We start from the raw sequence: 14481 nt of genomic DNA on the forward strand, positions 1-14481 counted from the left end.
CGCAGGCGAAATTTGCTTCCTGCGTTTTTTTGCGCGGAGTGCCTTATGGGTATGTAGCACAGGCGAGCTGAGCGGTTAATCCTTATCGATCAGCTCCAGCTTTTCAAGGATCTTAAGGGTGGTAATGGCAGATAGCTGCACAGCTAATTGAATGCTGGCCTGGCTGTTTCCACTCTGCTCCAAGGCAGCTTGGTTTTCGGATAACACATCTTCCGTCACCTGCTGGATCAGACTTTTGACGATCTCGTTATTCATAATAGGCTCCTCCTTCCGAAAGTAAATACTCTCATTCTATATTTCGGCCGGACCCAGGATTTTACTTAGGGAGCAGGGAATGTTATCCGGTAATCTGAACGAAATCCACACTTAACACAGACTTGAAGCGGAATCTGTAGTAAACTGGAAGGAATGTATTGTGTGCCTGCAATTATTCTACAGAAAAGAATGTGATCAATGTATGCAGCTTCAAGCTCCTCAACCGGCCAAGAAATGGCTGGAAAAATATCTGTCCGGAGACAGCATGGATTACCGGCAAATTATCGCCTTGTTTCTGCCTATTCTCATTGACCAGGCTTTCATTATCGGACTGAATCTGGTCAACACTGCGATGATCAGCTCGTCAGGGATGGCGGCGGTCAGTGCGGTGAATATGGTGGATTCCCTGAATATTTTTCTGATCAATGTGTTTGTGGCGATTGCGACCGGGGGGACGGTGGTGGTTGCGCAGTATAAAGGAAGCGGGAATGACCGCATGGTCTCCCAGGCTACAGCCGGCTCGGTAACCTCGGTCTCGCTGCTTGCGGTGGGTATTGGTCTGCTGCTGATGTCCTTCCATACGCCTATTCTGAATCTGCTGTTCGGGACGGCTTCCGCCGATGTGCTGGACAATGCCCGGGTCTATATGATCGGCAGCAGCATCTCTTATCTGGGGATTGCCGTGGTTCAGGCCGTATGCGGTGCGCTGCGGGGCGTAGGCCGGACGCGGGCTTCGCTGATGCTGTCGCTGATTATGAACGTGCTGTACGTTATCCTCAACGTCGTCTTTATTAACCTGCTGGACATGGGTGTGCTGGGCATGACATTTGCGGTCAATATTGCGCGTTATGTGGGGATGGCCTGTGCCTTGATCTATCTGTTCAAGTTCGATTCGGTGCTGCGTGTGCGGTTCCGCGACCTGTTCCATGTACCGCTTACGATGCTGCGCAAAATCATGTTCATCGGCGTACCGTTCGCCGCAGAGCAGATGTTCTTCAACGGCGGTAAGCTGTTGACGCAAATCTTCATTGTCAGTCTGGGCACGTATGCCATCGCCACTAATGCGATTGCCGGATCGCTGGCGATGGTCTTTCAGATTCCGGCCAGTGCGCTGTCGCTGACGATTGTGACCGTGGTCGGCCAGTGTATCGGACGGGGGGATGTGGCGGATGCCCGGAAGTTCATCAAGTCCTTCCTGTGGATCGGTTCCGCCTCTTACGCCTTGGTGGCCTTGATCCTGATGCCGCTGTTCCACCCGCTGGTGTCTATTTTCTCCCCGCCTGCGGAGATTATCGATGATCTGTTCGTGGTGCTGCTGGTCAATGCGATTGCCCAGATTCCGCTCTGGGCGTTCAGCTTCATTCTGCCGTCTGCCCTGCGGGCAGCGGGAGATTCCCGCTTCACCTCAATTGCTTCAATGCTGACCATGTGGCTGTTCCGGGTGGTGTTCGGCTATATTCTCGGAATTGTACTGGGGTACGGGGTGCTGGGGGTATGGCTGGCGATGAACTGCGAGTGGGCGGTCCGAGGAGCAGTATTCCTGTGGCGCTTCCGGGGCAAGAAGTGGTATGCGCACAAGCTGATCTAGATCCTGCTGGTAAGAAGACTCCTAATTCAGGGGTCTTCTTTGCTGTGCAGTAAGCCGGAATCATCTATAAAAAGCACGGTACAACCTTTAGTTTCAGGTAAGACGCACTTGGGTCCGTATGCTACGATTTGGGTGGTGAAGGGGGAGGCTTCCACATTAGCTGTAAGCGCTTAACTCATTGAAACCCAAATTCATACAGAGGAGTGCAATGCATGAAGAGAATAATCAAGCAAGTCTCTCTGGTGCTGCTGGCAGCCCTTCTGCTTCTTCCGGCAGGCGGTTATCTTCCGGCTGCTCAGGCAGCCGAGGCACAGACCACGGTATATCATGAGACCTTCGCGAATGGGGCAGGTAAGACGAGCCACTCAGGGGGAGCAATCCTGAGTGCGGTTAAGGAGGTTCCTTTTGCAGGGAATGCCGATGGTGCAGCATTATACGTAAACAACCGGAAGGACAACTGGGATGGAGTTGATTTCAAATTTACCGATCTCGGTCTCCAGCATGGGAAAACGTACACCGTAACGGCTGTTGTCTACGTTGACGCGAAGGTGACGCTCCCAGAGGGAGCAGAAGCAGCGCTGCAGACAGTGAACAGCTACGGGAATTATGCAGCAATACCCTATGTGGCAGGGCAATCGGTCACACTGACGAAGACATTTACTGTGGACACGAGTGCCACGGACTCTACTAAGAGAGACCATTCCTTGCGCATCAACTCCAACGAAAAGGGAGCCACAGTACCCTTCTACCTTGGCGATCTTCTGATAACGGCAGAGTCCGCTCCGGGCGGCGGGGAAGAGCCTGTGCGTGAACCGGCTTTGCCGTTCAGCAAGGTTACTTTTGAAGATCAGCAATTGGGCGGCTTCACCGGCAGAGCCGGAACCGAGACGGTAACTGTAACGAATGAAGCGAATCATACAGAGGGCGGTTCGTATTCCCTGAAGGTCGAGGGCAGAAGCAACACCTGGCACGGGCCTTCCCTGCGTGTGGAGAAGTATGTGGACAAGGGCAGCGAATATACCCTGTCTGCCTGGGTGAAGCTGATCGAACCGGCGAGCGCACAGCTCCAGCTGTCCACACAGGTGGGGAACGATACAGGAGCGAGTTATGTGGCGCTGTCTCCCAAGACGATCAGTACGGCTGACGGCTGGGTGAAATATGAGGGCAGCTACCGCTATAACAGTGTGGGCGGCGAACATCTGACCCTGTACATTGAGAGTTCCAATAATGCAACCGCTTCCTTTTATATCGATGATATTAATTTCGAACATACCGGTACCGCTCCGGTGGATATTCAGAGAGATCTGATTCCGCTAAAAACAGCCTATCAAAAAGACTTCCTGATCGGCAACGCGTTATCCGCCGAGGATCTGGAAGGTGTGCGGCTGGACCTGCTGAAAATGCATCACAACGTTGCTACCGCAGGTAATGCCATGAAGCCGGATGCGCTGCAGCCGACCAAGGGCAATTTCACTTTTACAGCGGCGGATGCGATGGTGAACAAGGTACTTGCCGAAGGCATGAAGATGCACGGGCATGTGCTGGTCTGGCATCAGCAGTCTCCTGCATGGATGAATACGTCAACGGATGGAGCGGGCAAAAGCGTTCCACTGGGGCGTGACGAAGCCCTCGCTAACCTGAGAGAGCACATTAAGAGAGTTATGGAGCATTTCGGAGACCGGGTGATCTCCTGGGATGTAGTCAACGAAGCTATGAATGATAACCCGTCCAATCCGAATAACTGGCAAGCGGCGCTGCGTAAGGCTCCGTGGTATGATGCTATCGGCCCGGACTATCTGGAGCAGGCGTTCCTGGCGGCCAGAGAAGTGCTGGACCAGCATCCGGAATGGGATATCAAGCTGTATTACAATGATTACAATGACGATAACCAGAACAAGGCCCAGGCCATCTACAGTATGGTCAAGGAACTGAATGAGAAGTACGCGCTGACCCATCCAGGCAAGCTGTTGATTGATGGTGTGGGAATGCAGGCGCACTACAATATCAATACCAATCCAGATAACGTCAAGCTGTCGCTGGAGAAGTTCATCTCCCTTGGCGTAGAGGTCAGTATTACCGAGCTGGATATTCAGGCTGGCAGCGGGAATAAGCAGACGGAGAAGGAACAGATTGCCCAGGGCTATCTGTATGCCAAATTAATGGATATTTACAAGGCCCATGCTGACCATATCGCGCGGGTAACCTTCTGGGGCATGGATGACCGCACAAGCTGGAGAGCGGAGTCAAGCCCGCTTCTGTTCGACAGGGATTTGCAGGCGAAGCCGGCCTACTACGCAGTCATTGATCCGGCCAAATTCATGGCTGAGCATGAGCCGGATACAGCGGAAGCCAACGTGTCAGAGGCGGTCTACGGCACGCCGGTCATTGACGGAACAGCGGATGGCATCTGGGCTTCTGCGCCCGAGATGGCTGTGAACCGTTATCAGATGGCCTGGCAGGGCGCAAGCGGAACCACGCGTACCCTGTGGGATGACCAGAATCTGTATGTGCTGGTCCAAGTGAATGACGCTCAATTGGACAAGAGCAATGTGAATCCATGGGAGCAGGACTCTGTCGAGATTTTCCTGGATGAGAATTTCGGCCGCACGACCTTCTATGAGAGCGATGACGGACAATACCGGGTCAATTACGACAATGAAGCCTCCTTCAGTCCGGCAGCCATTGGTGCAGGCTTCGAGTCGGCAACCAAGGTAACCGGAACTAACTATACGCTTGAAATGAAGATTCCGTTCAAAAAAATCACGCCAGCCGGCGGCACCAAGGTCGGCTTCGACACTCAGATCAACGATGCCAAGAGCGGCGTCCGGCAAAGTGTGGCCGCCTGGAATGATACCACCGGCAACGGCTATCAGGACACCTCCGTCTTCGGCGTGCTGAAGCTTAAGGCCAAAGACGGCGCTGAACCGCCGACGAAGCCGACTCCAACGCCAACGCCAACGCCAACACCAACACCAACGGTAACGCCAAAACCGGAAGCAACGCTGGAACCAACAGCTACACCGGCACCAGTATCCGGCGGTACCAGCTACAGCAGTACGCCTGCACCTAAGACTGCACAGATGGACAGCAAGGATGGTGTGGTGACGCTCAGACCTGTGGTGAAGACCGTAGGTACAGAGGCGAAGGCTGTAGTTACGGCTGAGCTGTGGCAGCAAGCCCTGAAGCAGGCGGCCCCGGCAGCGGACGGACGGAAGCAGATCATCATCGATCTGGCGAACCTGACCGGCGTGGCTTCCTATGAAGCCCAGTTGCCGCTTCAAGGCCTGAAGACACAGGAGAAGTACCTGCTTGTCCTCCAGAACGGCCTCGCTACGCTGTCCATTCCAAGTGAGCAGCTCGCAGGGGTTACAGCAACCACTGAATATGTTAGCATCCGGGTCAAGCAATCCACAGCCGAAGGTCTGAATGCCGCTGCTCTCCAGCAGACCGGCAGCCGTCCGGTGGTGGAGCTGAGTCTGCTTGCAGACGGGCAGAAGGTAGCCTTGCCTGGCAGCAGCGCGATGACCGTCTCTATTCCTTACAAAGCGTCAGCGGAAGAGCAGAGGGGACTTGATTCCCTGCTGGTCCGTTCGCTCACCGGTAACGGTACGTTGTCTGCTGTGGTGAACAGCCGTTACGAGGCAGCGAAGGAAGCGCTGGTGTTCCGTACTCCGGAGTTCGGCACATTTGCCGCAGCTTTCGCTCCGCCGTCCTTTACAGATCTCGGCAGCCTGTCATGGGCGAAGCAGGCAGCTTCTGCCATGGCTGCGCGCGATATCATTCCGGGCGGCATCAGCTTCATGCCTGCGGCTCCTATGAACAGAGCAGACTTCACAGCCTCGCTGATGAAGGTGCTGGAGCTTAAGGCTGCTGCTGAAGCAGTTACAGGCTTCAGCGATGTCCAGAATAACGCGGCATACAGCAAGGAGCTTGCGGCGGCGAAGCAGCTCGGTATCGTCACAGGCTATGCGGGCGATACCTTCAAGCCAGCGGGCGTCATCACCCGTCAGGAGATGATGGTAATTGCAGCGCGTGCCCTGAAGGCGGCCGGAATCACGGCTGAAGGCAACGGATCAATTGCATCATACACCGATGCCGGTCAAATCTCCGCCTATGCCAAGGACAGCGTATCCGCCTTGCTGAAATACGGTGTAGTGAACGGTAAGACGGGCAAGCTTGCCCCGGGGGACACCCTCTCCCGTGCGGAAGCTGCGGTGATTCTGTACCGGATCTGGAAGCTGTAAAGTTACTTCTATAAGAAAGAGAAACAGCCAGTCGCCGGGGATTTCCGGTGGCTGGCTGTTTGGGTATGCCGAGTTGCAATACTTGCAACATTAGCCCCACATCAAATAATTAAGGGCGAATAGCCTAAACGGTAAAGTAATGCCCCTCATCCAGATCAGCAATCAGTCCCGGCTGCACCGGCTGCCAGCACGACAGTGGCAAGATGCTTTTGACAGATAAGCACAAGGCGCAGGAGATGCTGGAGAAATGGCATGAAGGTTCATAACAAGTATTTACCGCTTCAACACCAGTGGAAGGTACACCTCGTCCACAATATTGGCGATCGTCTCCTCCGACATGGGGGCGTTGTACAGCATCAGCTCATGGCGGGCCAGATCGGACGGCAGAGTGAGCATTCGGGGGGTCACGGCTTCGGCAGACACTTCTCCCCGCTCAACAGCCCGCTCTAGCAAAATCGACATGGTCCTGTTTTGACGCCCATGCGGGAAAATATACGAGGCAAGCGGCATATCGCCCATTTCCGCTACAAGCCCGTAGAAAGCGTTCAATATGGCTTGAATATTATTCTGGTTCATAGCCCGCAGCACCCCGCATACATCATCCCTCAAATTCCCGTGATCGGGGACTTCCTCCAGCGGCAGGGGCACACGTTCCCGGATGGCAGCAAGCACAAGCTCAGCGCGGTTAGCCCACCGGCGGTAGAGTACGGCCTTGCTTGTTCCCGCCCGCTCGGCCACACTTTCCATCGTAAGATTGGAATACCCCTGCTCTGTTAACTCTTCCCGTACAGCTTGCAGAATGGCAGCTTCCAGCTCCTTGCCTCTGCGTCTGTTCTTCGATTTATCCTGTTCTTGAGAAGTGGACATATCTATCTCAACCTCCATTGGAGAATTTCGTTGCGTTTCCTATGTGGATAGTATATCATAGGCTCAAATAAGAAACTTAAAGTATCTTATTTAGTGATTAAAGGGAGATGATCAACTTGCAAGAGCAAGCTAAACCAGCACTTGAACCGTCTGAACAGCAGGCTGGAGCGAAGAACTTGATGTGGATTCTTATGCTTGGTATCCTGGCACCGATATTCGATACGACGATAACCAATGTGGCGATTGATACGCTGGTCCGGGAATTTAACACTTCGGTGTCCACGATTCAGTGGGTGATGACCGGATATTTGCTATCGCTTGCGATGGTCATTCCGATAAGCGGCTGGGCTGTGGAGCGGTTTGGGGGAAGGAGGATGTGGCTGTTTTCACTGGGCATGTTTTTGCTCGGCTCTGTGCTGTGCAGCATGGCGTGGAACGTGGAGAGCCTGATACTGTTCCGAACCCTTCAGGGGATCGGCGGGGGCTTGCTGATGCCCATTATGCAGACCTTGGCCGTACGTGCCTATGGAGGAGACAATATGGGCAGAAAAATGGCGACCATAGCTCTGCCAGCGCTGCTTGGGCCCATTCTGGGACCGGTGGTGGGTGGAATAATCGTTAATCACTTGAACTGGAGATGGATCTTCTTTGTCAATATTCCGCTGTGCGTGGCTGCCATAATTGTTGCTTGGAAAGGGCTCCCTAAGGAAGAGCACAATGCCCGGACGCTACGGCTGGATATGTCTGGATTGCTGATGCTGTCTCCGGCTATCGTGCTTATCCTGTACGGTCTTGGAGAAGTCAGCTCCCACCACGGCTTCGGTCATGCTGCGGTTCTTGCCCCAGTCATAGCAGGTGTGGCGCTTTTAGCAGTATTTGTGGTGTATGCCCTCCGCAAAGGAAGCGAAGCATTGATCGATGTCAGGCTGTTCCGGGTACGTTCCTTAACCGTGTCCTCTACACTGCTGTTTCTATCCGGCTTGACCACCTATGGTGCAATGCTGCTCCTGCCGCTGTATCTCCAGCAAGTCCGCGGTGAAACGGTGCTGATCTCCGGCCTGCTGCTCGTTCCCCAAGGCATCGGGATGCTGCTGACCAGATCACTGGCCGGCAAATTGACGGATCAGATCGGATCGAGACCTGTGGTGCTTGCCGGAACGGTCCTTACCATCCTCGGCACTTGGCCGCTGACACAGCTTGGAGCAGACACGAGTTACTATTTTTTGAGTGCAGTTCTTATTGTGAGGGGGGCCGGATTAGGGGCCGTTTTTCTGCCGGTTATGGCTTCTGCCTATATCGGTCTGTCCTCGAAGCAAATCCCGCACGCGAGCAGCACTACCCGTATTATGCAGCAGATTGGCGGCGCCTTCGGCGTATCGGTTATCGCAATTATTTTGCAAAATGAGCTGAATTCCGTCCTGACTCCTGACCCGTCCGCATTGGCCGTTGCCTTCGATCATACGTTCATGTGGACGATTGCCTTCTCGACTCTGGCGTTAATTCCGGCGGCGTTCCTGCCTAGAATACGGAAATAACACGGCTGGTGCGCATGTGCAATAATGTTTCATTTTCTTGGGTAAAATGGTTGCGGAGGGTAGAGTGATCGGGTACCATTTATAGTTATAATCCAAAGAAACTGGGCATGTATCTGCTGCGGTTCAATGGCAGGCTCTGAAGGAGGACGACTAAATGGACTACCAGCCGTATAACGATGGAGGTTACCAGCCGCTCGTGGTGAAGCCGTTCTGGATCAAGATCCTTTTCCTGTTAGCGGGATCCTTGCTTTTTGTGATATTGGGGTTCTGGCTGCTAAAAATATCCGGGGAGGTTACGACGGATCTTGCCATCCTTCTGCGGACGCTGGGAATTGCCTGCACCGTGCTGTTTGGCCTGGCGGCCATCGTCTATCTAATCATGCTGCTGCGCCGCTCCCCGCTGCTGGTGGTGGATGCCCAGGGCATTGATGACCAGTCTTCAGCGATTCCGGGAGGACGCTTGATGTGGGAGGACATTTCGGACATCCGCTTGATCCGTTACTATGGACAACTGAACATCTGCATCTTCCTCGTTGACCCCCAAGCCTACCTGTCCCGGCAACGCGGACTAAAGCGCTGGCTGATGGCCATCAACCTCCGTCTCGCCGGCACACCAGTGAATATAACGGGCCAGTCCATGCAACTGCCGCTGGAGCGTATCTATGAGGAGATGGAGCTGCGAAGACGGCTGTGGGCGGGGCTGAGGTAGTCTGAATTTGCTATTTAAACATAAAAGAGAATAGGACATTGACGGTACTACTTCACGGTAGTGCTTTTTTATTTTAGAGACAGAAGAGCACATATTCGATTTATTTGAGGATGATATCGTCCATCCGGACGTTTCAGTTCAAAAGCAAATTGGTATGGTTGATTGGTCGGGAATTGGTAGTTTATAAATAAAATGTATATAAGGTATAATATTCCATGTAGCGCTGCAATGCAGTGAAGTGAAATGCTCCGAAGGAGGATTAAGATGAATCAAGTCCATACCGGGAAAGTAGAGGGCAGTAGAGCATTTAAAGTGGAATTTTCGCAAGATGTTTTTGAGATAGCCCCTGATTTACATGTTGGGTTGATCGCGACTTCTCATATTGCAAACTTAGACAGGGATTCTGAAGTGAACGCGCTGCTTGCTCATATGGAACAGGAAATCATGAACTCAGGATTGCAAAAAGAATCAATAAGTGAAATTCCGACCATTGCAGCCTGGCGGAAAGTCTATAGTCAATTTGGTGTCAAGCCCGCAAGGTATCCTTGCGCTGCAGAATCGCTCATAAGACGTGTAGTTGAACAGGGGGCATTAGCCCGAATTCATACACTCGTGAACTTATGCAATGCTATCTCTTTGAAATGCCGTACACCTATAGCTTCGTGCGATATCTCTGATATACAAGAATTTGTTATCAGAAGAGCTACTGGGAATGAACAGTTCTTGCCGATTGGGAAAGTGGATGGGTGTGAGCTTCCTTCAGCCGGTGAGATTATTTATGCAGATGATGCCGGGAGAGCACACTCCCGGCGCTGGAACTGGAGACAGAGCGATCATGTTAAGACAACGGCTGAATCCTCACAAATGCTGTTTACGATTGAAGCGGTCCATAAAGAAGCTAAAGTACTTGTAGAGGCCACTACGTTTCTTTTAAATGAATTGCTGCAGCCATTTACCGGAGTTGGGAGATCTGAATGGGCGTTCATTCATAAGGATTCACCTGTGCATACCTTTCTATTACATAACGGGGAGGTTTTCGCGGATCGTGACAGAGCCCATGAGGCAAGTGAAGAAAGGTATTATTGACTCCATTCCCATTGTTATCGGATATATCCCGGCGTGCATCACCTTCGGCCTGGTGGGCAAAGCCCTTTCCTTAAGTGACCTGGAGGTCTTTCTTCTATCCGCTGTGGTCTACGCCGGAGCAAGCCAGTTTATCGCAGCTAAGCTGCTCGCAGTGGGAACCGCTGCCCCTATTATTTTGCTGCTCACGTTCGTTATCAATTTAAGATACTTTTTTATTAGCCTGTCATTCTCTTCCAGAATGAACCGGAATACACGCCCGTTCTACAAAGGATTTGTTGGATTCGGGCTGACAGAAGAGGTGTATGCGGTCAGTATGATGTCCGACAAAAACCGCAGAGAAGCAGGGAGTCATTCCCTTCCTTATTTGCTGGGGCTGGAGATCCCGCCCTACACCGTCACACTAATCGCAACGTATGCCGGGATTATGCTGGCAGATTATATTCCCGCTAATATTTTGCCGGCGCTGAATACTTCCCTGTACGCTTTGCTTATTGCATTAGTAATACCCCAGATCCGGCTCAACAAAAGAAACCTGGCGATCTGCATTTCAGCCGCTGTTTCCTCCTGGTTGCTACAGCCCTTATTAGGAACAGCTACTGTAGTGGCTGCGATGATCATCGGAGCATGTGTCGGCGGAATATTCCCTTCCAAAGAAAATGAGGTCAGGAGTGAAGTCATGTGACAATAATTGTGATCCTCGGAATGGGTATGCTGACCTTCTTATTCCGCATTGCGCCGCTGCTGCTTGTGCGGAAGGCGGAGATGGAGGAGCGAAAGAACTGGTTTTTGGAGAATCTTCCTCTGGCTGTACTCAGCGCGTTAATTATTCCCGGTATATTTCAGGTGGATCAAGAGGCGCCGATGGTAGGGATTGCAGCGGGTGTGGTTGCTATTGTTCTCGTATTGGCTAAAAAGGTGCCATTGTTTGGTGTCATCATTGCTTCTGTCGCTGTTGCTGTTTTTGTTGAACTTCTATAATCCATTCATAATGGGAGGAATATGCGCCTATGGATATTATGCCGGTAGAACTGCTAGCGATATGCGGATCAACCCGCATTGGTGGAAATACAGACCAGATCCTGAAGTATAGCAAAGAAATAGCTATCCACAGAGGAGCAAATCTCTCAGTACTTAATTTAAGAGAATTTAACCTCTCGCCTTCCGGGACCTGCGGGGATTGCAACTACCGGGAGAAGGCCTGCGAACTGACGGATGACATGCAGTACATTGTGCAGATGATGCAGAAGGCCGAAGGGATTATTTATGCGGTTCCTGTTCATGGTTTCGGCATGGGGCATCTGATGCAAATGTTTATTGAACGCTCAGGGGTATGCTATCTCCGATTTGAGCGCCCCCTTACGAATAAGGTCGGAGGAGCGATCATTACAGGCCGGCGCTATAATCACCAGCATGTTCATTCTCAGATTGTGAACAATATTCTGCTGAATCGTATGATCCTGGTAGGGAGCGGTTTTCCCGCTCTTCTGCATGCCGGACAAGCAAGCGAGGCATTCAGTGATTTGGAAGGGCTGGATTCTGTACGAAGAATGATCAACCGGATGATTGATATGATCTCAGCTATGAAGCATTATTCGCAGATTACGAATCATTCCTTTTTGCAATGTGAGGAAGAGAATGAGCGGAGAATATGCAAGAATGAGCTGCGTCGTCTCCAAGCACCGCTAGTGTAAGAGATTGCCCATCATTGGTTTTCATATAATAAATAATAAAAAGTGGAGGTTGATGGCTGTGACGAATAAGGAACTGGAAGCTCTCGGAGGGATTGATTTTCCTAATATGGAATGGACAAGCTGGGAAAAGCCTGGTGCTAACGGGCGTGTGAAAATCAGCTATATCGGCAATAAGCGGCTTCGGTTGCTGGAGCTTCCTCCGGGTTTTAATGAAGAGCATTGGTGCCTGAAGGGGCATGTGGGTTATGTGCTGCAGGGAGAATTCACAATACATTACGAGAGCAGAAAGGTATCCTGCAGGCCCGGGATGGGTTTTGTAATTCCTGATGGAGATCCGCATCGGTCACAAGGGATGGAAGGTAGCCCGACTCTGGTGTTTGTTATTGATGAAGTGGACTAAAACAGACTGGGAGTGTGAAGAATCTTGCATCCTATTCAAGTAAACACTGAAGTGCATGATATTCCGTTTCACGATTCCTTTGAGACCTATTTATCCTTGCGGGAACACCTGGGGGAGCAAAATACCTACTTTCTGGAAACCTTATCGGGGTCTTCCAAGAGTGCCCAGAGTACTTTTATAGGGTTCAAACCGCTCTTTACGATTACAGCATTCTCAACAGAAATACAACTGACAGGACTAGAGTCCATGATGGAGCGGGTAAGCCAGGGGGGGCTGAAGGCAGGGCTGCTTGTCTCTCGGGATGGGGGTTTGCATTTGCGAAATCGCAAGGACTTGTGGGATTTCCTGCGGTTCGTTCAGTCCCAGTTCACCGTTTCCGTCCCGGATCGGGGCGAAGCCTTCTATTTCGGTTTTTTTGGATATTTGGGCTATGATATCGCATGGTCTGTTGAAAGTCTGCCGAGACAGATTCCGAATGACGGAACGGTCCCGGATCTTGCCTTGTCCCTGTATCAAGGGCTAATAGAATATAATTTGGTTGACAAGACCGTACGGCTGATTCTCAACCAAGCTGCTAAAGGATGGGATGACCTGTCCAAGGCGGAGATTTGCCTTATGCTTCATAAGGGTGATTTGCAGATGAACCGGGTGTTAACTGATGCTGTAGAGCCATTATCTGTGGAATATACGATAGACAGTCAGGTATATCAGAATAATGTGAGGAAAGCTCTCTCTTATATTTCGGCTGGAGATATCTATCAAGTCCAGCTAGGGAATCAAATCAATATTGACAGCCCTATGACTCCTGTTGACGTGTATCGGAGACTAAGAGTGCGTAATCCATCGCCATATATGTATTTGGCCACTTTTGGAGGGATGACGCTGATCGGGGCCAGTCCAGAGCTGTATATTAAAATCCAGGGTGGGAACATCATAATGAGGCCTATTGCAGGTACTTGCCCCAAGGGCCCCACTCCAGAGGAGAATGTGAGACTTATAGAAGCTCTGAAGCGGGATGAAAAGGAAGTAGCAGAGCACATTATGCTGGTAGATTTATGCCGTAATGATATTGGCCGGGTCTGTGAAACAGGGACTCTGGAGGTAGAGGAATTAATGGCGATCGAGAAATATTCACATTTGAACCATCTGGTGTCAAGTGTAAGGGGAGCGAAGAAAGCCACAAACGACATGTATGATATTATTGCCGCTACTTTTCCGGCAGGCACAATGACTGGAGCGCCTAAGATTCGGGCAATGGAGATCATTGAAGAGCTTGAAACCACGCGCCGTGGGGCCTATGCGGGGGCAATGGGATTCATTGATTTCAACGGGTATGTAAATATGGCCCTGTGCATTCGTACAGCGGTTCACCATAAGCCTGATTCGTATTCCATTCGCGCCTCTGCGGGAGTGGTGGCTGATTCCGTGCCGGAGAAGGAGTGGAGTGAAACTTTTCATAAAATGGGTGCATTATTCTGGGCTGTCACAGGCAGGGAGGTACTGAATGAGAGCATTGGTCGTTGACGCATATGATAGCTTTGTATTTATTATTTGCCAATATCTGATGAAAGCCGGAGTAGAGCTTGAAGTGGTGCGTAACGATCAGTTAAGTTCGGGTCTTGTGGAGCAGTTGGCTCCGGATTTTGTAGTCCTGGGTCCAGGTCCGGGCCATCCGGCTGATGCGCGGTATATCGAGCTGATCCGGCAATATGGAGCGTGTCTTCCGATCCTTGGCGTATGTCTGGGTCACCAGGCGATTGGACTTGCATTCGGCGGCAAAGTTATAGGGGCGAAACATCTGATGCATGGCAAAACCAGTGAGATTATTCACGATGGTAAAGGCTGTTTTGCAGAACTCCATAATCCATTTCGGGCTACGCGTTATCATTCCCTGATCGTGAGCCGGGAGGAGCTGCCGGATTGTCTGGAAGTCACTGCAGAATCTGCGGATGATGGATATATTATGGGGGTACGGCATAGGGAATTGCCAATTGAATCTATTCAATTTCATCCTGAAAGTGTATGCACTGAAAGCGGATTTCAAATATTTCATAATTTCATTTCGACCTATGTATCATTCTTATATGAAACTCAAATTATCTAGGG

At 51.3% G+C, this 14481-nt stretch carries 13 protein-coding genes; 11 read left to right on the forward strand and 2 right to left on the reverse strand.

Translation table 11 applies throughout. The features are described 5' to 3' along the window. Positions 1 to 75 precede the first annotated feature (75 nt). Entirely contained in the window at positions 76 to 255 is a 180-nt protein-coding gene (locus C162_RS19045; protein WP_036696572.1) for a hypothetical protein, read from the reverse strand. Positions 256 to 457: 202 nt separating this feature from the next. Between C162_RS19045 and C162_RS19050 the strand changes: the two genes are divergently transcribed. Both C162_RS19050 and C162_RS19055 read left to right on the forward strand, forming a co-directional pair. After that, positions 458 to 1843, forward strand: a complete 1386-nt coding sequence (locus C162_RS19050) for an MATE family efflux transporter (protein ID WP_036696574.1) — start codon at positions 458 to 460, stop codon at positions 1841 to 1843. 212 nt (positions 1844 to 2055) lie between these two features. Beyond that, entirely contained in the window at positions 2056 to 6087 is a 4032-nt protein-coding gene (locus C162_RS19055) for an endo-1,4-beta-xylanase (protein ID WP_036696576.1), read from the forward strand. Positions 6088 to 6360: 273 nt separating this feature from the next. Here the strand turns inward: C162_RS19055 and C162_RS19060 are convergent, their stop codons facing one another. Beyond that, positions 6361 to 6954, reverse strand: a complete 594-nt coding sequence (locus C162_RS19060; protein ID WP_036696578.1) for a TetR/AcrR family transcriptional regulator — start codon at positions 6952 to 6954, stop codon at positions 6361 to 6363. A 107-nt stretch (positions 6955 to 7061) separates the two neighbouring features. Between C162_RS19060 and C162_RS19065 the strand changes: the two genes are divergently transcribed. The 9 genes from C162_RS19065 (at position 7062) to C162_RS19105 (ending at position 14479) form a co-directional block, all read left to right on the forward strand. Continuing rightward, entirely contained in the window at positions 7062 to 8489 is a 1428-nt protein-coding gene (locus tag C162_RS19065; RefSeq protein ID WP_036696581.1) for an MDR family MFS transporter, read from the forward strand. A gap of 154 nt (positions 8490 to 8643) precedes the next feature. After that, complete coding sequence (locus tag C162_RS19070; RefSeq protein WP_051493688.1) at positions 8644 to 9198, forward strand: STM3941 family protein; 555 nt, start codon at positions 8644 to 8646, stop codon at positions 9196 to 9198. Positions 9199 to 9462: 264 nt separating this feature from the next. Beyond that, complete coding sequence (locus C162_RS34465; protein WP_051493691.1) at positions 9463 to 10284, forward strand: B3/B4 domain-containing protein; 822 nt, start codon at positions 9463 to 9465, stop codon at positions 10282 to 10284. After that, positions 10244 to 10966, forward strand: coding sequence for an AzlC family ABC transporter permease (locus tag C162_RS19080; protein WP_162174476.1), 723 nt, complete (start codon positions 10244 to 10246; stop codon positions 10964 to 10966). The genes C162_RS34465 and C162_RS19080 overlap by 41 nt, the downstream gene beginning before the upstream one ends. Beyond that, complete coding sequence (locus C162_RS19085) at positions 10963 to 11262, forward strand: AzlD domain-containing protein (RefSeq protein WP_051493694.1); 300 nt, start codon at positions 10963 to 10965, stop codon at positions 11260 to 11262. Before C162_RS19080 ends, C162_RS19085 begins: the two co-directional genes overlap by 4 nt. 29 nt (positions 11263 to 11291) lie before the next feature. Next, on the forward strand, positions 11292 to 11975 hold the full coding sequence (locus tag C162_RS19090) for a flavodoxin family protein (RefSeq protein WP_036696586.1): 684 nt from the start codon (positions 11292 to 11294) through the stop codon (positions 11973 to 11975). 58 nt (positions 11976 to 12033) lie between these two features. Further along, positions 12034 to 12375, forward strand: coding sequence for a cupin domain-containing protein (locus C162_RS19095; RefSeq protein WP_036696816.1), 342 nt, complete (start codon positions 12034 to 12036; stop codon positions 12373 to 12375). A gap of 51 nt (positions 12376 to 12426) precedes the next feature. Continuing rightward, positions 12427 to 13899: an anthranilate synthase component I family protein gene (locus C162_RS19100; protein WP_235218473.1), complete on the forward strand. Its 1473-nt coding sequence runs from the start codon at positions 12427 to 12429 to the stop codon at positions 13897 to 13899. After that, positions 13880 to 14479 carry an anthranilate synthase component II gene (locus C162_RS19105; protein ID WP_036696590.1) on the forward strand — a complete coding sequence of 200 codons (600 nt, stop codon included), beginning with the start codon at positions 13880 to 13882 and terminating at the stop codon, positions 14477 to 14479. The genes C162_RS19100 and C162_RS19105 overlap by 20 nt, the downstream gene beginning before the upstream one ends. Positions 14480 to 14481 lie beyond the last annotated feature (2 nt).

This window comes from Paenibacillus sp. FSL R7-269, assembly GCF_000517865.1.
Taxonomy (GTDB): Bacteria; Bacillota; Bacilli; order Paenibacillales; family Paenibacillaceae; genus Paenibacillus_AQ.